The organism is Deltaproteobacteria bacterium IMCC39524, from assembly GCA_029667085.1.
Classification (GTDB): Bacteria; Desulfobacterota; Desulfuromonadia; order Desulfuromonadales; family BM103; genus M0040.
The window spans coordinates 451,209-473,366 of record JARUHJ010000004.1 but is presented as its reverse complement, the minus strand read 5'-3'; the positions used below and the strand labels follow the sequence as shown (position 1 = coordinate 473,366).

Annotated in this window: 25 protein-coding genes; 17 read left to right on the top strand and 8 right to left on the bottom strand. The window is 52.8% G+C overall.

The features are described 5' to 3' along the window. Positions 1-66: 66 nt before the first annotated feature. The gene (locus tag P9J64_12620; GenBank protein MDG5469165.1) at positions 67-1,314 is read right to left on the bottom strand and encodes a hypothetical protein; all 1,248 of its coding nucleotides are present in this window, start codon (positions 1,312-1,314) and stop codon (positions 67-69) included. A 357-nt stretch (positions 1,315-1,671) separates the two neighbouring features. Here P9J64_12620 and P9J64_12615 point away from each other — a divergent pair, with 357 nt between their 5' ends. The 10 genes from P9J64_12615 (at position 1,672) to P9J64_12570 (ending at position 7,817) form a co-directional block, all read left to right on the top strand. Then, positions 1,672-2,184, top strand: a complete 513-nt coding sequence (locus P9J64_12615) for a hypothetical protein (GenBank protein ID MDG5469164.1) — start codon at positions 1,672-1,674, stop codon at positions 2,182-2,184. 50 nt (positions 2,185-2,234) lie between these two features. Next, on the top strand, positions 2,235-3,026 hold the full coding sequence (locus P9J64_12610; GenBank protein MDG5469163.1) for an NYN domain-containing protein: 792 nt from the start codon (positions 2,235-2,237) through the stop codon (positions 3,024-3,026). Positions 3,027-3,030: 4 nt separating this feature from the next. Then, positions 3,031-3,918 carry a homocysteine S-methyltransferase family protein gene (locus P9J64_12605; GenBank protein ID MDG5469162.1) on the top strand — a complete coding sequence of 296 codons (888 nt, stop codon included), beginning with the start codon at positions 3,031-3,033 and terminating at the stop codon, positions 3,916-3,918. After that, positions 3,915-4,157, top strand: a complete 243-nt coding sequence (locus P9J64_12600) for a hypothetical protein (protein ID MDG5469161.1) — start codon at positions 3,915-3,917, stop codon at positions 4,155-4,157. Before P9J64_12605 ends, P9J64_12600 begins: the two co-directional genes overlap by 4 nt. A 22-nt stretch (positions 4,158-4,179) precedes the next feature. Then, positions 4,180-4,509, top strand: a complete 330-nt coding sequence (locus P9J64_12595; GenBank protein MDG5469160.1) for a cupin domain-containing protein — start codon at positions 4,180-4,182, stop codon at positions 4,507-4,509. Continuing rightward, positions 4,506-4,811 (top strand): hypothetical protein, encoded by a 306-nt coding sequence (locus P9J64_12590; GenBank protein MDG5469159.1) that lies wholly within the window; start codon positions 4,506-4,508, stop codon positions 4,809-4,811. Before P9J64_12595 ends, P9J64_12590 begins: the two co-directional genes overlap by 4 nt. A 7-nt stretch (positions 4,812-4,818) precedes the next feature. Next, positions 4,819-5,463: an RNA pseudouridine synthase gene (locus tag P9J64_12585; protein MDG5469158.1), complete on the top strand. Its 645-nt coding sequence runs from the start codon at positions 4,819-4,821 to the stop codon at positions 5,461-5,463. A 16-nt stretch (positions 5,464-5,479) separates the two neighbouring features. Next, complete coding sequence (locus P9J64_12580; GenBank protein MDG5469157.1) at positions 5,480-6,688, top strand: L-serine ammonia-lyase, iron-sulfur-dependent, subunit alpha; 1,209 nt, start codon at positions 5,480-5,482, stop codon at positions 6,686-6,688. Positions 6,689-6,847: 159 nt separating this feature from the next. After that, the gene (locus P9J64_12575; GenBank protein MDG5469156.1) at positions 6,848-7,168 is read left to right on the top strand and encodes a hypothetical protein; all 321 of its coding nucleotides are present in this window, start codon (positions 6,848-6,850) and stop codon (positions 7,166-7,168) included. A 22-nt stretch (positions 7,169-7,190) separates the two neighbouring features. Next, entirely contained in the window at positions 7,191-7,817 is a 627-nt protein-coding gene (locus P9J64_12570; protein ID MDG5469155.1) for a LysE family translocator, read from the top strand. A gap of 151 nt (positions 7,818-7,968) precedes the next feature. Here the strand turns inward: P9J64_12570 and P9J64_12565 are convergent, their stop codons facing one another. The 4 genes from P9J64_12565 to P9J64_12550 form a co-directional block, all read right to left on the bottom strand. Then, complete coding sequence (locus tag P9J64_12565) at positions 7,969-8,355, bottom strand: TIGR02266 family protein (protein ID MDG5469154.1); 387 nt, start codon at positions 8,353-8,355, stop codon at positions 7,969-7,971. A gap of 118 nt (positions 8,356-8,473) precedes the next feature. Further along, positions 8,474-9,376 (bottom strand): complex I NDUFA9 subunit family protein, encoded by a 903-nt coding sequence (locus tag P9J64_12560; protein MDG5469153.1) that lies wholly within the window; start codon positions 9,374-9,376, stop codon positions 8,474-8,476. A gap of 59 nt (positions 9,377-9,435) precedes the next feature. Further along, complete coding sequence (locus P9J64_12555; GenBank protein MDG5469152.1) at positions 9,436-10,878, bottom strand: RtcB family protein; 1,443 nt, start codon at positions 10,876-10,878, stop codon at positions 9,436-9,438. Positions 10,879-10,886: 8 nt separating this feature from the next. Next, positions 10,887-11,306 (bottom strand): archease, encoded by a 420-nt coding sequence (locus P9J64_12550; protein ID MDG5469151.1) that lies wholly within the window; start codon positions 11,304-11,306, stop codon positions 10,887-10,889. Positions 11,307-11,638: 332 nt separating this feature from the next. On the opposite strand from P9J64_12550, the gene P9J64_12545 reads away from it, so the two are divergent. From P9J64_12545 to P9J64_12515, 7 genes are all read left to right on the top strand, one after another. Continuing rightward, complete coding sequence (locus tag P9J64_12545; protein MDG5469150.1) at positions 11,639-12,757, top strand: hydrogenase small subunit; 1,119 nt, start codon at positions 11,639-11,641, stop codon at positions 12,755-12,757. Positions 12,758-12,760: 3 nt separating this feature from the next. Then, positions 12,761-14,473 (top strand): nickel-dependent hydrogenase large subunit, encoded by a 1,713-nt coding sequence (locus P9J64_12540; protein MDG5469149.1) that lies wholly within the window; start codon positions 12,761-12,763, stop codon positions 14,471-14,473. An 18-nt stretch (positions 14,474-14,491) separates the two neighbouring features. Beyond that, complete coding sequence (gene cybH / locus P9J64_12535; protein ID MDG5469148.1) at positions 14,492-15,145, top strand: Ni/Fe-hydrogenase, b-type cytochrome subunit; 654 nt, start codon at positions 14,492-14,494, stop codon at positions 15,143-15,145. Beyond that, positions 15,145-15,630 carry a HyaD/HybD family hydrogenase maturation endopeptidase gene (locus P9J64_12530; GenBank protein MDG5469147.1) on the top strand — a complete coding sequence of 162 codons (486 nt, stop codon included), beginning with the start codon at positions 15,145-15,147 and terminating at the stop codon, positions 15,628-15,630. The genes cybH and P9J64_12530 overlap by 1 nt, the downstream gene beginning before the upstream one ends. A gap of 3 nt (positions 15,631-15,633) precedes the next feature. After that, a complete protein-coding gene (locus P9J64_12525) occupies positions 15,634-16,059 on the top strand; it encodes a cytochrome c (GenBank protein MDG5469146.1) in 426 nt (141 codons plus the stop codon). Between the two features lie 521 nt (positions 16,060-16,580). Beyond that, positions 16,581-18,161 carry a phosphoenolpyruvate carboxykinase (ATP) gene (pckA, locus tag P9J64_12520; GenBank protein ID MDG5469145.1) on the top strand — a complete coding sequence of 527 codons (1,581 nt, stop codon included), beginning with the start codon at positions 16,581-16,583 and terminating at the stop codon, positions 18,159-18,161. 229 nt (positions 18,162-18,390) lie between these two features. Continuing rightward, a complete protein-coding gene (locus tag P9J64_12515) occupies positions 18,391-18,873 on the top strand; it encodes an asparaginase domain-containing protein (GenBank protein ID MDG5469144.1) in 483 nt (160 codons plus the stop codon). A 96-nt stretch (positions 18,874-18,969) separates the two neighbouring features. Here P9J64_12515 and P9J64_12510 read toward each other — a convergent pair whose 3' ends face one another. Genes P9J64_12510 through P9J64_12500 form a run of 3 tightly spaced genes read right to left on the bottom strand, consistent with a single transcriptional unit; the run spans position 18,970 to position 22,087 of the window. Next, complete coding sequence (locus P9J64_12510; GenBank protein MDG5469143.1) at positions 18,970-19,740, bottom strand: amino acid ABC transporter ATP-binding protein; 771 nt, start codon at positions 19,738-19,740, stop codon at positions 18,970-18,972. A 48-nt stretch (positions 19,741-19,788) separates the two neighbouring features. Beyond that, the gene (locus P9J64_12505) at positions 19,789-20,883 is read right to left on the bottom strand and encodes an amino acid ABC transporter permease (GenBank protein MDG5469142.1); all 1,095 of its coding nucleotides are present in this window, start codon (positions 20,881-20,883) and stop codon (positions 19,789-19,791) included. Positions 20,884-20,887: 4 nt separating this feature from the next. After that, positions 20,888-22,087 (bottom strand): amino acid ABC transporter permease, encoded by a 1,200-nt coding sequence (locus P9J64_12500; GenBank protein MDG5469141.1) that lies wholly within the window; start codon positions 22,085-22,087, stop codon positions 20,888-20,890. Positions 22,088-22,158 lie beyond the last annotated feature (71 nt).

Sequence of the window (22,158 nt, the reverse complement as noted above, 5' to 3'; positions counted from 1 at the left end):
GAAAACTATAGGGTTTGTTTTGTCCGGTCTTGTCAGATTTTATCTGCGGCTAATATAAAGCTTGGGTTAAAGATTGTCACTCGCCTGCTCAGACCACTTCTGCCACAACTCCCCATAGGGAATCGTCCGGAAATCGAGGCTCAAACGTTCCTGCGCCTTACCGGGAGCAAACCCCTGCTCCAGAACGGCTGCTTCGATCGCCGGCATATGCATCGCCCCCCAGGGAATAATGACGGTGTCGTAGCGTTTTAAAGTCTGAACCATGCCTGCAATGACAGCATCGTTACGCTTGTCGAGAATGTCCGCCATAACCCCGGCGAGACCCTCTTCAGACATATTTTCCTCGATCCAGAGGTTGTAATCGACAAGCCCTTCTGCGAGAGGTTTGTCACCAAACAGGCTACGGCCGAGAGCATTGAGAAATTCGATGGTTTTTGGTTCAAAACGGTTGAGGTCGATATCTGCGTTGGCGATATCCGGCTTGCCCGGTTCGCGGATCACCTGGCCGGCCACGCCAAGGCCGTCCAGTTCCACAGCGTTACCGTTGAGCCTCATCTTGTCTTGAGAGGTCAGGCCAATAAGCCCGGCCAGTTTGCTGTAATTGAACTGGCTCTCCAGCAAACGATCCTGGTCGGTCACACCTTCAGCGAGGATGATGGTCCCTTCCGTCGGTATCGATTTAGCCAGGTCTTCGTAGTACTCCTCTTTGCCGATGTGCATCATCCCCGCCAGGCGAATCTCCTTCTGTGCGAGGTGATAGCTGCGCTCGGTCATGTGAACACCGACCGGGCTGAGACGTAGAAAACCGGCAGTCTGCGCTTCGAGGTAATAGCTGGTGACGGCCAGGCCCGTATAAATCAGGACAAAAGGAGTGAGTAGCAGGTTGATGGCGGTAAAGCCGAGGGTGTTGCGCAGGCTGAACATCGGCGCCTGGGATTGCTCTTCTGTCAGCAGGTTTCGACCACCGAGACTACGCAGCAGGATAATGGCAATCGCGCCGATCACAACCTGGCTGATGGACGCCGTCAGTCCGAAGGCTTCACGGGCGACGAACCCCGAGAGCGGCCACATGGCCAGAGCGCTCCAGGAAGCAAACAGGGTTAATGGCAAAAAGGCCCGTTTTGGCAGACGTCGGTCGATGCCGAGGCATGCATAGAGGATCATGGAGAGGGCGATTACGACATAAGCGACAAAAAAACGGATCTCCGTCAAAGCCGGCATTGGTGAGGAAGCCAGCTGCAGGAGTTCGTCGATCAACGAGAGACCTGCGTCGATCAGGAAGAGGACAATATAAACATTGGCGAAACGGCGCATTGAAAATCCTTGCAAAGACGAAGTTGGTCGTGTTTCCAGTCTAGACCTTTTTACCGTGCAAATGAATAAAAAGATCGCAACAAAAAGCTTTCACCACAGAGGCACGGAGGAGACAGAGTCTTTGGCCATCAATAGCCTTTTCATCCAAAGGCGCGTGATTTGGCTCTAACTTGAGTGAGGGAAATGGAGTGGTAGAGGCCCTTTCTCCTGTAGTTAGATGCCATCCGAGAGAAGGCGTTAATCCGAAAACGGAACCCCTCTGAATAATTACAAATTGCCAAGGGGGTTAAGTATAGCTAAAATGCTGAAATAAGGACATTCTGTAGCTGTAAACGATTGACGGAACCCGGCGTCTTAATGAAAAAGAGATACCTCTATTGCTTGCTCTTTCTTGCTCCCGGCGCACTTCTCTCGCTGATCGCTGCGACAGCCATTACAGGAACAACAGCAGGTTTCCTGTGGATCTTTGTCTTTGGTGACAACACCTGGCCAACGATTGTTGATAGGGGCTTGGCTCTCCTCTTCCCGCTTACGTTTCTGGGGCTGTGGATCGCATTTGTCGGTGCAGGTTTTATGGCGGGCAAAAGGCTTGAGGTCGACCCGGGCCTCGATAAAAAGCACGTTTTCGCCTCTATCACCTTAACAATTGCGCCTCTCCTGTTCATTCTTTTGCACCAATATCGAGTCGGCAATATCGGCCCAAAACCGGACAGCGTCTTATGTGGCGATTTTTGTGCCGACAAAGGCTATTCGACAAGTGGCATGCCGCCAAGAGATTCAGGTGATCGTAGCTGTATCTGCTATGATGGTAATGGCAGCGAAATCATTAAGCTGCCCTTGGAGAATCTTCTTTCAAACGAGTCACGATAGAACTACGTTCAGACTCTGAAACAGTTAGCGGTGAGAAACAGGAGGAAAAGATGGGAAAAGAAACAGTTGCGGTTTATTGGGATTTTGAAAATATTCACGCCAGTCTATACGACTCGGCGAATGGCAGTGGCAGCTATGGCCGCACGCAAAACCGGAGCAAGACTCAGGACGTGCTGCTTGATGTGCAGGCGCTCTATGACTTTGCCACAACCTACGGCAACGTGGCGATCAACAAGGCTTATTGTAATTGGCAGTGGTTTGCAAGGTATCGTCACTCCCTGCTTAAATGCGCGGTTGAATTAGTCCAGATTTTCCCGCCCGGGGCATCAGCAAAGAATGGGGCCGATATCAAACTGTCTCTGGATGCCATCGAGGATGTGTTGCGGTTCCCGCACATCGACGCGATCATCGTGATCGGCGGAGATAGCGATTTCATCCCCTTGTCGCAAAAGATTAAGGCGGCCGGCAAAGACTTGATCGGAATCGGCTGTAAATCTTCAACCAATCAGCACTGGGCCAACAGTTGCTCCGACTTTAAGTATTATGAAACCTTCGTTGTTGAGAGCCAGAACGAGGAAAGTGTTGAAGAGGCAGAATCAGATATTATCAAGGTCAAGGATCCTGTCGAGCTGCTCTCCAAGGCGATCAAACAGATTGCCAAGAAGACCGGTGATGAGTGGGTGGTCAAGGCTGCCATTCGCCCTGTCGTAAAGCGCCTTGATCCGACCTTTGATGAGTCGAATTACGAGTGTAAAACCTTCGCCGAGTTACTTAAAAAGTATCCCAAGAGCTTCAAGATCAAACAGGGTGAACATGACCATCTCGTGAGTCTGATTGGTTAGCAACATGCGTATCACACTATTGCCTGGCGGCCTGGGCCAGGAACTTCTGGCTCGCTCAGAGACGCAACCGACCGGGCTCTGGGCAACCCGGTTCTTAATCGACGACCCGGATCTGGTTAAAGAGTTGCATCGCGATTACTTCTTGGCAGGAGCTGAGATTGCCACCACAAACAGCTATGCGATCCATCGTGACCGCCTGGCCCCGTTTGGCATCGAGGATCGTTTCGTGGATTTGCACCGGCTCGCATGCCAGCTTGCAGTCTCTGCACAGCAGGAACATGGCTCCGGCCTGGTGGCCGGATCGATGGGCCCAACGGGGCGATCCTATCGCCCCGACCTCGCGCCGCCGGCAGAAGAAGCTGCGGAGCTTTACGCCGAGATCGCCCGCTTGCAGGAACCTTATGTCGACCTTGTCCTTTGTGAAACCATGTCATCGGTTGAGCAGGCGCGTGGCGCGGTGATGGGTGCCCTGGTCGCCAACAAGCCTGTTTGGCTGGCGGTTACCGTTGATGACAAGGATGGTACAAAGCTGCGTTCGGGAGAACCGTTAACAGAGATAATCCCCCTGATCACAGAATTCAAACTGGCGGCGCTGTTGGTCAATTGTTCTGCGCCGGAAGCCGTGGATCAGGCCATCCCCCTGCTGGCAAATCGAGGCGTTCCCATAGGCGCTTACGCCAACGGCTTTGTGGAAATCGCCAAAGCCTTCCTGCAGCAGGGAGCAACGGTGGAGATATTGGAAAAACGCTCCAACCTGGAACCGAAGGCTTACACAGCCTTCGTGGATGGCTGGATCAAGCAAGGGGCAACAATTGTCGGAGGCTGTTGTGAGGTCGGCCCTGCGCATGTCGCTGAGCTGGCCAAACGATTAAGGCAAAGGAGGTTGCTATGACCGTAGAACTGTTTAAGGGAACGCTGGCCTGGAGCGCGGTCCTCAATATGGGCCTTCTGCTCTGGTGGTTTCTTTTTCTCACCTTGGCCCACGACTGGTTCTACAAGATGCACAGCAAGTTTTACCATATTCAAAGAGAGCAATTTGATGCCATCCATTATGCCGGGATGGCTTTCTACAAAATCTGTATTTTTACTTTTTTTATCGTGCCTTATCTGGCTCTTCGAATTATGACGTAACATAGAAGTAAAGGCTTCCTGCATGTACCGACAAGCTAGCAAAAACGATTACCAGTACGTCTTGGAAAAGGTCCAGCAGAAGACCTTGGTCTATGGCGATAGAACCATGATGGCAGAGTTCAGGCTGGGGCAGGGGGCCGATCTCCCCAGGCATAGCCATCCTCATGAACAGACCGGCTACCTTGTCAGCGGAGAGCTCACGTTGACGATCGGTGATGAGACCCGTCAGGTTAAACCGGGTGACAGTTGGTGTATCGCAGGGGATGTTGAACACAAAGCAACGGCTGTCGAAGACTCTGTAGCGATCGAGGTTTTCTCTCCGCTACGAGAAGATTACATTCCGCAAGCATGATGCCTTTTTTTCGTTATACAGCCATGGTCTTGCCGCAGGTTCTGATTTTCCTTCTGGTGGCGGCCACCCACGATATGCTCGGCGGCTGGAATCAGACCGACGATGCCATGGGCACGGTGCTGATTCTATTTTTACTCAGTCCGGTGGTGACGCTGGCTCTGCTGGTTACCGAGATAGTCAGGTGCTATAAAGCCAGGAAAGGGGAGCGAAGCAAGACTTTCCTCTTCATCGGTTTGGCGATGGTTCTCTTTATCGAAGCTCTCGCCATCGATTATTACTTTCTCACACAACTTAGGATGTAGCGTTTGCATGGAAATTCTCTATGAGGATAATCACCTGCTGGTGGTCAACAAGCCTGCCGGCCAGCTGGTGCAGGGCGACCAGACTGGACACACCACCCTGCTTAAAGAAGCCAAGGCTTGGTTGAAAGAGAAATACAACAAGCCCGGCAATGTTTTTCTCGGCCTGGTGCATCGCCTTGACCGCCCGGCCTCGGGCGTTGTGGTTCTGGCCCGCACCACCAAGGCCGCGTCGCGGCTTTCCGAAGAGATTCGCAGCCGCCGGCCACGAAAAAGCTATTGGGCTCAGGTTGCCGGTGAAGTTCCACTTCAGGGGCAATTTATCGATCAGCTCGAACGGGATGAGTTCAATTCTCGAGTGGTCGCTGCTCCGGCCGGGAAAGAATCACGTTTAAGCTATAAGCGCCTCAACTATGTTAATGGCGTCAGTCTCGTTGAAATCGCCCTGGAAACAGGACGACATCACCAGATTCGGGTTCAGTTCAGTCATCGAGGGTTTCCGATTCTGGGAGATCGGCGCTACGGTTCAAGGCAGTCTTTTGGGGCGGATGCCATTGCCCTGCATGCTCGCGAGATGGTCATCCGCCATCCGACCCAGCGTGATGAAATGAGCTTTGTTGCTGAACCGAATGAAGATTGGTTGAATCTAGCCTGACAAGGGAGGTGCCACCGTGAAATCACTCAAAGAGCTATATCGAATCGGGACCGGTCCCTCCAGCAGTCACACCATGGCTCCGTGTAAGGCTGCTGAGCAGTTTCTTGCGCGACATGCCGCTGCGGCTTCCTTCCGGGTCACGCTCTTCGGCAGCCTAGCCGCAACCGGCAGAGGGCACTTGACCGACAAGGCGCTGGAGGATGTTTTTGCGCCCCGCGCCTGTGAGATTCTCTGGAGGCCGGAGACTGAGCTGCCTTTTCATCCCAACGGTATGTACTTTGAGGCTCTGGCCGGAGATAGCCGCGTTCTCGAAAAATGGGAAGTCTACAGCATCGGCGGCGGTGCTCTTCAGGAGGCAGGGAAAGAGGTCGCGAGCGAAGACGTTTATGCTCTGAACAGCATGGAAGATATCCTGAAGCGCTCTGCCGAAACGGGCGAGTCGTGCTGGGAATATGTGGCCAGCTGCGAAGGGGAGGATCTTTATCCGTTCCTCGACGGGATCTGGGACGTCATGTCAGAGTCTGTCGTGCGGGGGCTGAATCATGTTGGGGTTCTTCCCGGTGGCCTGGGCGTGGCGCGCAAGGCGCAGGCGTTTCATCGCAAAGCCTCTCTCTACGGCCCGGATTTTAAACGCAATGGCCTGCTCTGGGCCTATGCTCTGGCTGTTTCCGAAGAGAATGCTTCCGGTGGCATTATCGTCACTGCGCCGACCTGTGGCGGCAGTGGCGTTTTGCCGGCGGTTTTGCGATACTTGAGCGAGAGTCTCGATTGCAGCAGGCAAGACATTCTGCGAGCGCTGGCAACGGCCGGACTGGTCGGTAATCTGGTCAAGCACAACGCCTCAATCTCTGGGGCGGAGGTTGGTTGCCAGGGCGAGGTTGGCACGGCTTGCTCTATGGCCGCAGCGGCAGCGACCCAGTTACACGGCGGCACGGTGCGCCAGATTGAATATGCGGCAGAGATGGGGCTGGAACATCACCTTGGCCTGACCTGTGACCCGGTTAATGGCCTGGTGCAGATCCCATGCATAGAACGCAACGCGCATGCTGCGACACGGGCTTTAAGCTGCTGTCATTTTGCTTTGCTTTCAGGTGGTGAACACAAGATCACTTTTGATGAAATAACCCTTGTCATGAAAGAGACCGGCAAGGCTTTGCCGTCTATTTATCGTGAGACCTCCGGGGGTGGAATTGCCGAGGCTTATCGGCAGCGTAAGCAAGATTAACAAATCAACAAAACCTCACCACAGAGTCACAGAGGGCACAGAGAGAACCGTAACCAATTCAGGCATTCTCTGTGTTCTCTGTGACTCTAGTGAGAGAAACGAACGGGTGTTTTCACTTTCCTCGTCAATTGATATCCTCAGACAACAAGGAGATCGACAATGCGCATTCTTCGCCCTCTAACAACCCTGATGTTGCTCGTTGCCATGAGCTTGCCCGTTACTGGCTGCATGCCCACAGTGGGGGAAGCTTTTCCTTACTACAAGGTTCGCCAGATAGAAGTGGAGAAAACCACTATGGCAGAGATACGGGAGATGTTTGGTGAGCCGTGGCGTACCGGTCTCGAAAATGGTGAACGAACCTGGACTTATGGTGAGTATGGTGTCAAGATTTCACGCGATCTGGTGATTCGTTACGATGATCGAAACGTGGTTAAATCTTACAGCTTCAGTTCTTCGGAACCCGAGGACGCAAACCTATAGCGTTAAAAGGTACTTTGTGGGAATGACCGCCCTGACAACCTATTTGATCGCCATTACCCTGCTGACCATTACGCCAGGCGTCGATACCATGCTGGTGATTCGTAACACCGCGCGCGGCGGTTGGCGAGATGGCGCGGTGAGCAGCCTCGGTATTTGCTCCGCGCTCTTTCTGCACGCCACTATCTCAGCGGTGGGGATATCGGTGATCCTCTTGCAGGCAGCCTGGGCCTTCAGCCTTTTGAAAATGGCAGGAGCCGGCTACCTGATCTGGTTAGGCCTCAGCAGTTGGCTAAAGATTCTCAAACAAGAAAAGTTCGAGATTGTAAATGGGAAACCGTCGGGGGGCGCTTTTCTGGTGCAGCGGTCCTTGCGGGAAGGTTTCCTCTCCAACATCCTCAATCCGAAGACGGCCATTTTTTACATGGCTTTTCTACCCCAGTTTATCAATCCTGCCCAGTCGGCACTCCTGCAGTCGCTCTTTCTTGCCGGTTTGCACTTTGTCATCGCCATGATCTGGCAGTGTCTGCTCGCCCTGATGGTCAAACAACTCAAAATCTGGTTGCAGCGGCCGAGAGTCAGCCAGGTTTTTGATGGGGTCACAGGCACAGTGATGATTGCGCTCGGCTTGCGAGTAGCAACTGAAAGTTGATTCTATAGTTCCACAGTTCGAGATATTGTAGATGACCTGACTCCAAACTTTGTGCCATCAATACTTTTAATGCAATAAGGGCTGATCACCTGATGATCAACCCTTATTGCATTGATAATTCTTTTGCTAAAACCCCCAAGACCTCCTGATATTAACTTTCCGGCTCACTGATAGACTTTACCCCGTCATGCTTTAAGAGACTCTGAATGGACAGCAAGTATTCTGTGGAAAGATCTAAAAACTGGAGGCCGACACCAGGCGGAAGCTCAGGTTTCTTTGGCTCGTCTTGCGCGTTTACCCAAGCGACCTTTGCACTGCAATTGACCACTTTATCTGCATCCGGCAATGTGAAGCTGAGTAACACTTTATCGTTAACGGAAAAACTGGTTTCCGTTTTGAGGAAAAGTCCGCCGCTACTCAAATCCACGCTAAAGCCGTAAAGCACCATTTCCTGTGAGGGTCCATAATAGACACGTAACTCGGCCTGCAAGGATCTTCTTGAGTTTTCTGTTGCCGGAATTGTTGCTTTTGTATCCATCGAAACCCTCCAAGGGCGATAATGTAGTAATTCCAGCATCCTACATCAGGCAAATGGTAAGGTCAAAGGTGGCAGAGGCCCTGTTGTTCTTCTGGCATAAATGTCCCTACGTTGTGTCTCAGGAACTAACCTTAAAACAGTCATCTATCCCATCTGCGTAACTTGTCGCTTTTAACCCAAAAGTCTCCTGCCATTCCTCCGGATCACAAACGTTTCCTTCGATAAGCATTGTGAGTTGGTCGCTGGTAATAGGAAAATGCTCACTGCTCTGCATCATCTTGATCAACGGTTTGATCATAAAAAGCGGCTGGTGAAGTTTGGTGGCGAGGCCCTTGCCCATGGCCTGCGAAGTCAAGTCAAGAATCTCATCGTAACTGTAACTTTCTCCGCCGCCCTGATGATAGGTCTTGCCGATCGTTTCCGGCATCTCCAAGGCCTTAACGAAGCTGGACGCCACCTCTTTCAGGGCCACCGGCTGCATGCGATACTGTCCGTCGCCGATTACCGGCACAACAGGGAGTCTGCGGATGACCTCAGAGAGCATATGGACGAACTCACTCCCCTGGGCAAAGATCAACGACGGGCGAAAAATCGTCCACTCAAGATTGCTGTTACGAACAAGCTCCTCAGCTTGCCACTTGGTACGGTGATAACCTGTATTGCTGCTTTCACGGGTGCCGTTTGAGCTCATATGCAGGTAACGGCTGACGCCTTGTTCCTCAGCGGCCTTCAGCACATTTTCGGTGCCCACGACGTGCATTTTTTTAAAGGTGACGCCACGCCCCGGAAACTCTCTAATAATGCCGACCAGGTGGATCACCGCGTCACAACCCTCCGGTCCACCGACCAGGCTGGCAGCATCGGAAATATCGCCAGGGTGGATCTCCACTCCATCAGTCGCCGTCAATTTATCTTCAGAGCCCTCTCGCACCAGGGCTCGCACGCTATGGCCGGCCGATACCAGCTGCCGCAACACTTCACTGCCAACAAATCCTGTTCCGCCGGTGAGAAAAACCTTCATAGCCTTCATCCTTTAGTTTGGATTTCCGCGGACCTCGTGCCGGGGCCGCGTTCCGGTTCTTAGCCCTTAACCACTGCCATCGGTTTCAGTCTTGCCACGATGCGGCCGATTCCCGCCCGTTCAATCACCTGGACAACATCTGCAACATCCTTGTAGGCCTCAGGCATCTCCTCTGCTACGGTCGCACGTCCCGCTGCCCGCACCAGGATACCCTGCTTTGCCATGTCGCCGATGATATCCCGGCCCCGAGCGGCTTTTTTGGCCGCATGTCGAGACAAAACACGTCCTGCGCCATGACAAGAAGAGCCAAAGGTTTCTTGGTAAGCACCAGCAGTACCGGTCAGGACGTAAGAATATCGGCCCATATCACCCGGAATCAGAACCGGTTGCCCGATCGGCTGATAAACGGCAGGAATCTCTTTGTGACCTGGTGGGAAAGCCCGTGTTGCGCCTTTGCGATGTACACAAAGTTTGCGCTCCTGGCCGTTGATGCTGTGTGTCTCCCACTTGGCAATATTATGGCAGACGTCGTAGATAGTCGCCATGCGCAGATCAGCAGAACCTTTACCTAAGATCTCTTCGAAGGTTTCTCGCACATGGGAAGTAATCATCTGTCGATTGGCGAAGGCATAGTTGGCGGCGCAGGCCATGGCAGCCATGTAATCACGCGCTTCATCGCTCTGCAAGGGAGCACAACAGAGCTGTCGATCTGGGAGAATAATACCGTACTTGCGTGCAGCTTTGAGCATGATCTTTAGATAGTCATCACAGACCTGGTAACCGAGGCCTCGACTGCCGGTGTGAATACTGACAGTCACCTGGCCAGGATAAAGACCAAGGACCGCCGCGGCATCTTCGTCGTAAATCGCTTCGACTTGCTGAATTTCCAAAAAGTGGTTGCCGCTGCCCAGGGTTCCGAGTTGCGATCGCCCCCGCTCAAGAGCACGTTCTGAAACTTTCTCCGAATCGGCCCCGGCGATCGTGCCGTGATTTTCAATATACTCAAGTTCGTTATCGTTGCCGAAACCCTGCTCTACCGCCCAGGCAGCACCCTTGGTGAGAACGTGCCTCTCCTCTGCAATCGAGAGTTTGAAGTCACTGTGATGAGAACCGACTCCGGTTGGAATGTTACGGAAGAGTGCATCAGCAAGACGATCTAGGTGGGGGTGGATTTCCTTCGCGTTCAGGTTGCTTCGCAAGAGGCGTACTCCACAGTTGATGTCGTAGCCGACCCCACCGGGAGAGACGATCCCTTGCTCGGCATCAAAGGCCGCGACTCCACCGATCGGGAAACCATACCCCCAGTGAATGTCGGGCATGGCCATGGAAGGGCCGACGATTCCGGGCAATGTTGCGACATTGCAGACCTGCTCCAGGGCTTGCTCACGACGCAGATCCTGCATCATGGCCGGAGAGGCGAAAACCAGGCCGTCGGTCCGCATGGCGCCTTCTCGGGGAATGCGCCAACGGCATGAGTCCAGTTGTTGAACCTTGATCGCCATAAACTTTCCTAGAGGTCAACGTAAACTCTGGCGTGCCATACACCAGAGGTCTCTTCCAGGCAGGCCTGATAATAGGTGATCGCTTTGACCTGTCGCTCAACATGATGACGTTTCTGGTCAAAGGCTTCGCCCGAGAGTGTCGCCCACAACTCACCTTCTTCGAAAGTATCGATCCGAGATGCCGCCAGAACAAGGTTGTTCTGTTCGCACCAGTAAAGGATCTCGTTAAGCCATGCCACCATAAGCTCCACAGAATTTTCCTCGCGCAGATGGACCTTTGTCACGATGCTCACCGAAACGGGGCTGTCGCCAAACAAAACCATCGTCAACCCTCTGGCCATTTCCTCCAATACTTTCGGGCAGGATTCTGCACGGGCTTCTATACCCATATCAGCAGTGTGTTCTAGCAGTCGATAGCCTTTGTTCATCAACTTTTCCCATCGCTCCGGTTTAATGACGAGTGACCTGCTGATAGCCTTTGTATTATACCAGCCAGTTAGCAACCCGGGGTTTAAAATAAAAGAAACCCTTTCTAGCTTTCTGCGATATGTGAGATATATTTAATAAAGTACAGTTAGCCCTTGCTTTCGAGGAAGCATGAAGAGTTACTGATCGGTCCTGTTTTTGCTTGACAAAACACCGTTCTAGATATTATCAAAGATGAAGTGTTTTTCTCAAAACCATCTCAAACCATCTTTTTAATATACTGAAATTGTTACATTTGCCCGTTTGATTAAAAAACTGTGAAGGAGGTCGGACAATGAAAACTGACTTGGACGTCAACACATCTCCGATCCCTGAGGAGCTCCTCCAGCGCGTGGAGGCTCGCGGGATCAATCGTCGCGACTTTATCAAGTTTTGCACGGCGACCACGGCTGCCCTGGCTTTGCCGGTAAGCTTTATTCCTACCGTCGCTCAAGCCGTTGAAGACAAGCGACCGCCTGTTATCTGGGTGGAATACCAGAGCTGCTCCGGTGATTCGGAAGCTTTCCTGCGTGGCAACCAGCCAACCGCTGGAGAGCTGATTCTCGATCTGATTTCTCTCGAATACGCGGATGTCGTGATGGCGGCCTCCGGTCACCAGGCTGAAGAAGCCAAGCATCAAGCCATGGAGAAGTACAAGGGCCAGTATATCCTAATCGTTGAAGGCTCTATCCCCACCGGAGCCGATGGCGCCTATTGCACTATCGCTGGCGAGAGTGCCATGGTCGATTGCAAAAAGCTGGTACAGAATGCCGCGGCCACCATCTGTGTCGGTTCCTGTTCCTCTTTCGGCGGCATTCCTGCCGCTGCTCCGAACCCGACCAACGCCGTTTCGGTGAGCAGCCTGGTGCCGGGTGCGGCAATCATCAATCTTCCCGGTTGCCCTGTTAATGCAACAAATCTGACCGCGACCATCGTCCATTTTATGACCTTTGGTAAGCTTCCGGCAGTCGATCGTCTCGGTCGCCCGAAGTTCGCTTATGGCAAGCGCATTCATGATAACTGTGAGCGACGCGGCCATTTCGATGCTGGCCAGTATGCCGAAGCCTTTGGTGATGCCGCGCATCGTCAGGGACATTGTCTCTACAAGTTGGGTTGCAAAGGTCCTGAAAGTTTTCACAATTGCCCGACCGTTCGTTACAACGAAGGCACCTCCTGGCCGGTTATGGCCGGTCACGGCTGCATCGGTTGTTCTGAACCTGGTTTCTGGGACACCATGAGTCCCTTCTACCGGCGCCTGCCCAAGGTCCCCGGTTTTGGAATTGAGGATACGGCCGACAAGATTGGTATCGGTCTGGCGGCGGCCACCGCAGTGGCTTTCGGTGTCCATGGGGTTGCGAGCTGCTTCCGCAAGGGCGACGCTATGGAAGAAGACAAGGTCGTAAAGGAGGACTAAACGATGGCTAAAAGAATTGCCGTTGATCCGATTACCCGTATAGAGGGCCACCTGCGCATCGAAGCGCAGATCGATGGTGGCAAGATTGTTGACGCCTGGAGCTCTTCCACGGCCTTCCGTGGCATCGAGACGATTCTCAAGGGTCGCGATCCCCGCGATGCGCATCATTTCACCCAGCGCTTCTGTGGTGTCTGCACCACGGTTCACTCCATGGCCAGCATTCGTGCCGTGGAAGATGCCCTGAACATTCAGATCCCCGACAATGCCCGCCTGATCCGTAACCTGATCATGGGCATCCAGAATGTGCAGGATCACGTGATTCACTTCTATCACTTGCATGCACTCGACTGGGTCGATATCACCAGTGCCCTGGCTGCCGATCCGGCCGCTACGGCCAAATTCGCTCAGTCGATCTCCAACTGGCCGAAATCGAGTGCCACCTACTTCAAGGGTATCAAGGACAAGCTGGCAGCTTTTGCCGGCACCGGCCGCCTTGGTCCTTTCCAGAACGCTTACTGGGGGCACAGCGCTTACAAGCTGCCGCCCGAAGCGAACCTGATGGCCGTTGCTCATTACCTCGAGGCACTCGAGTGGCAAAAAGATGTCATCAAGATCCACGCGATTCTCGGCTCCAAGAACCCGCATCCGCAGACCTTCCTGGTCGGCGGTATGTCGATGCCGGTTGACCCGGATAGCCAAAATGCCATCAACGCGGACAAAATTGCCCACATCCGCAAACTGCTGCGTAAAGCCCGTGCCTTTGTTGAGCAGGTTTACATTCCCGACCTCCTGGCCGTTGCTCCAGCCTATCTCGATTGGGCAGGCATTGGCGGTGGGGTTGGTAACTACATGTCTTTCGGTGATTTCCCGATGGATAACAGCCCCGGCACAGGCAGCCTCTTCTTCCCCCGTGGTGTTATCATGGGTAAAGATCTCGCCAATGTCATGGAGATGGATGAGAAAAAGATCACTGAATATGTCACCCACTCCTGGTACAACTACTCTTCGGGCGACGATAAAGGGTTGCACCCCTACAAGGGTGAGACCAGCCACAACTACACCGGCCCGAAACCACCTTATGACTTCCTCGACACCGATGGTAAGTACTCCTGGGTCAAGTCGCCGCGCTACATGGATCAGCCAATGGAAGTCGGTCCTCTGGCACGCATCCTGGTCGCTTACGCATCTGGCGTAACGGACGTTGTCGACACAGTCAACTTTGTCCTGAAAACTCTCGGCGCTCCGGCTTCTGCGCTCTTTTCAACCCTCGGCCGAACCGCCGCTCGCGGCGTCGACTGTCTGCTGCTCGCCCAGAAGAACGAGCTCTGGCTTGATCAACTGGCCGACAACATGGGCCGGGGCATCCTTGATACGTTCAACAAGGAGAAGTGGGATCCGGCGACTTGGCCGAAGGAAGCACAAGGCTTCGGTTACCACGAAGCACCTCGCGGCGCCCTTGGTCACTTTATCCGCATCGAGAACCAGAAGATCGCCAATTACCAGGCGGTGGTCCCCTCGACCTGGAACGCAGGCCCTCGTGATGCTGCCGGTCAAATGGGGCCCTACGAGTCGGCCCTAATCGGCACTCCGATTGCCGATCCGGAGAAGCCGTTGGAAATCTTGCGAACCATTCACTCTTTCGATCCCTGCCTGGCCTGTGCCGTACACGTTATGGATGGCAAAGGAACAGAGATCGTTAAGGTTCGAGCCCTCTAAAGGAAGGAGGCGCACACCATGCTGAAAATTTATTACGTATGGGAATTGCCGGTTCGCATCTGCCACTGGATCAACGTGCTCTCCGTGATCATGTTGTCGATCACCGGCTTCTTTATCGGCAGCCCGTTCATAACAGCCCCGGAGACCTCGATGTACGTTATGGGCTGGATGCGGTTTTTACACTTTGCCTTCGCCTACCTCTTCACGGTGTCGGTTGCTGCGCGCATCGTCTGGATGTTCGCCGGCAACCACCATGCGTCCTGGAAGGCATTTATCCCCTGGATAACAGCCGAGGGACGGCGCAACTTTATCAAGATGTTCCGTTACTACACCTTTACCGGCAAGAAGATCACCTACGAAGTTGGCCATAACCCGGTTGCGGCTACGGCTTATCTTGGCATTTTCGCGCTCTTTATTTTTCAGATCATCTCAGGCTTCGCCATGTACGGGCAGTTTGAACCGGGTGGTTTCTGGAATGGTTTGCTCGGCGGTATCAATGTGCTGGTGGGCAACCAGTGGCTACGACTGTTGCACCATGGAGTCATGTGGCTTCTGGCCGGCTTCATCATCAACCACATCTACAGCGGCTGGCTGATGGATGTCAAGATGCGTAACGGTACTATGAGCGGTATCTTCAGCGGCTACCGTTACATCGAACCGGAGGATCTTTAATGTCAACCCTGGTCCTTGGACTGGGCAATACGATCATGACTGATGACGGTTTCGGGGTGAAAGTGGTCACTACACTTTCATCCCGTTACCATTTTCAGGGTCAGGTGAAGCTGATTGACGGTGGCACCCTGGGCCTTGATCTGCTGCCCGAGCTTGAAGAGCTTGACTCCCTTCTGATTATTGACGCCCTCGATATGCGAGCAGAGCCCGGTGGTATCTTCCGCCTCGAAGGCGAGGAGGTCCCACGTGCGTTTGCCAGTAAGCTCTCAGTCCATCAGATGGGGCTGCAGGACTTGCTCGCTGTCGCCGAATTCCAGGGCCACGCTCCGCGCAACCTGGTTGTCTGGGGCGTCCAGCCCGAATGCATTGAAATGGGTACCGAGTTAACGGCAGCAGTGGAGCAAACGGTTGAGCCCGTGGTTGAAAAAGTACTCGAAGAGCTCCGCGGTTGGGGGATTCAGTACGAAGAAAAGGATCAGGAGTAAGCGTTGAGAGAGAGAACAATAAAAAATCACGTCTTATTGTTCTTTGTCCTGCTGATAGTTTTTGCCCTCTGCGGCTGTGCTGAAGAGGTCGTTGATTACCCCGCTCGTACCATGCCCGACGGCATTCTCAAGGATGAGATACAGTTGAGTCGCGGCGAAGCACTCTTTATGGCTAAATGCGCTTCTTGTCATGGTAAGCCCGGAGAGGGGCGCTCCGGTCGGGCGGCCTTCTTTGAGCCGCCCGCTCCTGATTTCACCGATGCACATTACCAACGCATGGATCCTGCTTATCTTTACTGGCGCATCGAAGTCGGCAAATCAATCGAGCCGTTTCGTTCACAAGGATCTGTTATGCCCGCCTGGGGGATGCATTTAACTGAACAACAGCTCTGGCAAATTGTCGCTTACCTGCAAGTTCGAGCGCACTAGCAACCTGTTGGACAATCAATAGGCTGGCTGCAAATTCGTCAATGTGGTCCATGTCTCAGCCCCTTATTCGACCAATAGCAACGGCTATTCCTCTCAAATGAGTCAAAATCTGGCCTCAAACATTCAAGGTTTCGCTTCAGTCCTGATTGTCAGACAGGCTGCTAGATAGTAGAATTAATCCAAGTAAAACAGCATAGATAGAACACCTTCTCTTTTTAGCCAAAAAAACTCTTTTTTATTCTCACTAAATTTGATAAAGTGCCGCAGTCGCGGCCTTTTGATCAAGGTCATAACTCTAGCCTCTGCAGTCGGTATTCAGCCAATAATGAACCCGTTGATTTTCAGACAAAGACGTCTTCGAGTTAATCGCAGTGGTCGTAAACGCAGCGACTGAAAAGAACACTAATGTCTGGCTTGTACTGAAATGATTCAGTGACAGGCCTCTTCTTTTTTAAACGTATGAGTCAGGAATAAATCAGTGGAAGAGTCACTCTTTCACGCACATTAAGGGGAGCCTCACCATGTCAAACCTTACCGCCCAGGATCTCGGACTGCAGAATGTCGGTACAGTTCGTCACAATCTCGGCTATGACGAGCTGTTCACATTGGAAAGCAGTAATGCAGAAGGTACTGTTTCTGAGAATGGCACCATGATGATCGACACAGGCAAATTCACAGGCCGCTCACCGAAGGACAAGTATTTTGTTCATCAGAAGCCGTCGTTTGAGAATATTGCCTGGGGCAAGATTAATCAGGCGATGGCCCCTGAAGTTTTTGACGAGCTTTACAGCGAAGTCATCGAGCATCTCGACGGCAAGGACCTGTTTGTGACGGACGGTTTCTGTGGTGCCAACGAAAAAACTCGCACCTCGGCCCGTTTTGTCACCGAGTTCGCCTGGCAGTCGCACTTCGTCAAGAACATGTTCATCCGCCCGACGGAAGATGAACTCAGCGCTTTTGCTCCTCAGTTTACCGTTTACAACGCCTGCAGCCTGACCAACAAGAACTGGGAGAAGCACGGTCTCAACTCCGAAGTTTTCGTGGTCTTCAACATCGAGAAGAATATTGCGATCATCGGCGGCACCTGGTACGGCGGCGAGATGAAAAAAGGCATCTTCACCATGATGAACTACTGGCTGCCGTTGCAGGGGATCCTCTCCATGCATTGTTCTGCCAATGTAGGTAAAGACGGCGATGTTGCACTTTTCTTCGGTCTCTCAGGTACCGGTAAAACCACTCTCTCCACCGACCCCAAGCGCAAGCTGATCGGTGATGATGAGCACGGCTGGGATGATGACGGCATCTTCAACTTTGAAGGTGGTTGCTATGCCAAGACGATCAACCTGAGCGAAGAGAATGAGCCTGAGATTTACAGAGCGATTCAGCGCAACGCGCTTCTGGAGAATGTTGTCGCCGATGATAATGGCGTCATCGATTTCGACAGCGATGCCAAAACCGAGAACACCCGCGTCTCCTATCCGATCGACCATATCGAAAACCATGACCCGAGCCTTAAGGGTGGCCATCCAAAGAACATCATCTTCCTTACCTGTGATGCATTTGGTGTTCTGCCTCCAGTCTCGAAATTGAGCAAAGAGCAGGCGATGTACTACTTCCTCTCGGGCTATACAGCGAAGGTTGCGGGTACCGAGCGCGGAGTTACTGAGCCTCAGGCGACTTTCTCTGCCTGCTTTGGTGAGGCTTTCTTGCCCCTGCATCCAACAGCCTACGCAAAACTGCTCGGTGAGAAGATGGAAGGTCACAATGTCAACGCCTACCTGGTCAACACCGGTTGGGTTGGCGGTGGTTACGGCGTCGGTAGCCGTATGAGCATCAAGGCAACTCGCGCATGTATCAATTCTATCCTCGATGGCAGTATCAACAATGTCGAGTTTGACGAAACCCGTTGGTTCCGCCTCAGCATTCCCAAGACGCTGCCCGGTGTCGAAACGAACCTGCTCAACCCGCGGAACGCTTGGGGAAACAAGGAATCTTTCGATGCTACTGCAAACAAGCTTGCTGGAATGTTTATCGAAAACTTCAAAAAGTACACGTCTGAGAATGATGACTTTGATTACACCCAGGCTGGCCCTAAAGTCTGATCCTGTCATCAACATGTAACAGATAAAGGGCGTCCATTTGGGCGCCCTTTGTTTTTTGCCAAGAGACTGCATTTCACTGCAAAGAGGCAGAGATAAAAAGAAAGACACAAGGAAAGAATTGTTCCCTTAACGTCTTTGCGTTAATCTTGTCACCTGTTTGTAGCCTTGACAGGCCTCACCATAGTTATAGATTGAACATGCTACTCAAATTGACTGAGGAAGACTCATTATGCAACTTGAAATATTCACGACTGGTGGCACGATTGACAAGGTCTATTTTGACGCCAAAAGCAAGTTCGAGGTTGGCGAGCCGCAAATTCTCGAGGTGTTGCGTGAGGCCAATCTAAGCATTGCTTACCAGGTCACGCCCCTGATGCGTAAGGACAGCCTTGAGTTAACCGATCAAGACAGGGCGTTGGTGCGGAAGGCCATTGAGTCTTCTACCGCGACCCGGATAGTTATTACGCACGGTACGGATACGATGACGGAAACCGCTAGGGCCCTTGCCGGGGTCACCGGAAAAACGATTGTTCTGACCGGTGCCATGCAACCGGCCCGCTTTCGTTTCACCGACGCCGTGTTCAACATTGCCAGCGCCATGATGGCCGCACAAACGCTTGCCGCAGGGGTTTACATCGCTATGAACGGGCAGGTCTTTGACCCGGAAACAACACGCAAGAACGTGGAGCTGAATCGCTTCGAAGCTATCTGACAGGAACGAAATCATCCTGTCAGGCTCTGTGGTACAAAAAGAAAAGGCGCAAAGGATTTAGTCCTTTGCGCCTTTTTCATATTTGTTGAATTCTCGTTAAAGGATCTGACTTAAGAACAGCTTGGTCCTCTCGTTTTGCGGATTGTCAAAGAAGTCGTGCGGATTGTTCTCTTCCACGACCTGTCCTTCGTCCATGAACATGACGCGATCGGCAACGCTCTTGGCAAAGCCCATCTCGTGTGTGACAACAAGCATCGTCATGCCTTCTTCGGCCAGGTCGATCATAACGTCGAGGACTTCCTTGATCATTTCCGGATCCAGAGCCGAGGTCGGCTCGTCAAAGAGCATCACTTCCGGCTTCATGCAAAGGCTTCGGGCGATAGCGACACGTTGCTGCTGTCCACCGGAGAGCTGCCCGGGAAATTTCAGTGCCTGCTCGGCAATATGGACCTTCTCAAGGTACATCATCGCCATTTCGTCGGCATCCTTCTTCGGAGTCTTGCGCACCCAGATCGGTCCCAGGGTCAGATTCTCGAGAATCGTCAGATGCGGAAAGAGGTTGAAATGCTGGAAGACCATGCCGACTTCTGCGCGAACTTTCTCAATGTTTTTAATGTCATTGGTCAGTTCCGTACCATTGACGATGATCTGCCCGCGCTGATGTTCCTCCAGCCGGTTGATACAACGAATCAGGGTTGATTTTCCGGAACCGGAAGGTCCGCAGATAACTATCCGTTCACCCAGCGCTACTTTCAAGTTGATGTCGCTCAAAACGTGGAAGTCCCCATACCACTTGTGCATGCTGTTGACTTCAATGATCGGGGCGTTATCCGGTTTTGCTGCAGTTTGCTTTTCAGTTTCGTTCATAAATCTCTCGCAAGTTTCGGCCTGCTGCATAGTCAGCGGCCCATTGAATCATCGCCCGGTATGTAGTGATTTTTCCAGTTTACGGCTGTAGCTCGACATGGCGTAGCAACAGATGAAGTAAAGAACTGCCAGGAAAATGTAGGCTTCGGTCGAATAGCCAGTCCACTTCGGATTCGACAGGGTGACCTTGGTCGTCTTCAAAACATCGTAAAGTGCGATGATGACAACTAGCGATGTGTCTTTAAAAGCTGACAGCAAGATACCCAAGGACGGCGGAATGACGATCTTCAGCGCCTGCGGCAGAATGATCAGCCGCATCGTTTGATTGTAGTTGAGGCCGAGCGAGTCGGCGGCTTCGAACTGGCCGCGAGACATTGCCTGCAAACCGCCACGAACGACCTCGGCTATATACGCAGCCGTGAACATGATGATAGCAACCTGGGCGCGCAACACCTTGTCGATGGTTACGCCTTCGGGCAGGAAGAGCGGGAACATGATCGAGGACATGAAGAGCAGACTGATCAGCGGCACACCACGAATCATTTCGATGTACACCACGCAGAGGGTTTTGATTGCCGGCATCTTTGATTGACGACCAAGCGCCAGCAAGACCCCAAGGGGATAAGCTGCGACCATGCCAAAGAAGGAGAGCATAAACGTCAGTGGCAGTCCGCTCCACTGGGCCGTTTCAACGACCTGCATGCCGAAGACACCGCCATACATCAAGGTACCCATAACAACCAGGCCAATTAACCAGTAAACACCGAGTGATTTCTTCCAGTGATTACTGTTCTTGGAAAAGAACACCAGGCCAAGGAGAATCAGCATGGCACTTCCGGGTCGCCACTGCTCACCATCCGGGAAAAAGCCGAAAATGATGAAGCTGATGTTCTGTGGAATGATCGACCAACAGGCTCCTTCGATGTCGCGACAAGCTTCTGAGGGAGTGTTCCAGACGCTGTCGATGAACGCCCAGCTGATGAATGGCGGGACAACCTTCCAGAGGACCACTGCGAACAGGATAGTCAGCACCGAGTTGTACCAGGTGTTGAACAGGTTCCCATGCAGCCAGCCGAGCACACCAACTTCGGTAACAGGCGGCTTGAGATATTCGCGGGTGGGAGTTGTGTTTGGCGCGCTCATATAATCATCTCTCCACCAGGGCCATTTTTTTGTTGTACCAGTTCATAAATAAAGATGTCGACAGACTGAAGAACAGGTAGATGATCATGATCAGAGCCACGCCCTCGATCGCCTGTCCCGTCTGATTGATCGTCGTGTTGGTTACGGCCACGAAATCCGCGTAGCCAATAGCGATCGCCAAGGAGCTGTTTTTGGTCAGGTTGAGCATCTGGCTGGTCAGGGGCGGAATGATCACGCGCAGCGCCTGGGGTAAGACCACCAGGTGCAGGACCTGTCCGGAGCGCAAGCCAACGGCTTTGGCTGCTTCAACCTGGCCATGGCCAACCGACTGGATGCCGGCCCGTACGATTTCGGCGACGAACGCCGCAGTGTAAAAGACCAGACCGAGCAGCAGGGCGCTGAATTCAGGGCTGACTGTTACCCCGCCGGTGAAATTGAATCCTCTCAGTGCCGGTATGTCCATAGCGGTTGGGGAACCGGCGAAAACCCATGCCAGCAGAGGTAACCCTACACAGAGTGCCAGGGTGACTCGTATCGCAGGGAAAATCTGCCCGGTTTGTGCTTGTCTGCGTTTACCCCAGCGGTTGAGAAACCAGCCAATCGCCAGTGCGGCAACGAAAGCCCAGCCCATCGTTGCGTGCACGGCATGTGCTTCGGGGACGCCGAAAATAAGCCCGCGATTACAGAGGAAAACGCCCTCAAAGGGGTTCAGTGCCTGGCGAGGCGAGGGAAAAGACTCATAAAAAATTGCGTACCAGAAGAATAGTTGCAGCAACACCGGAATGTTCTGCATCACTTCTATGTAGCCTGCGGCAATTTTCGAAACCAGCCAGTTGCTGGAGAGCCGGGCAACGCCGACAATGGTGCCAAGAATAAGCGTGAAGATGATGCCGATGAAGGAGACCTTCACCGTATTCAACGCGCCTACCAGGAGGGCATCAGCATAGCTGTCTGCAGCCGAATACTCAATGACCGACTCACCGATTTCGAAGCTGGCTTCCTTGTCGAGGAAACCGAAGCCTGTCGCGATCGACTGCCGCTCAAGATTGGCCTGCGTGTTGGAATAGAGGTAGTAGCTGACGACTGCGACCAGCAACAGGGCGACGACCTGGAAGACGATCGCCCGCTTCTCAGGATTTCGCCAGAAAGGCACCTCGCTCGGCAGCAACTCTGCTTCTGTTGTAATGGCTGGATCTTTCTTCACAGGTAATCCTGTACTTTTGCGTTAAGCAAGTTTCTGAAGGGAGCTGGCTCGTAACAAACAACCGGGGAGGC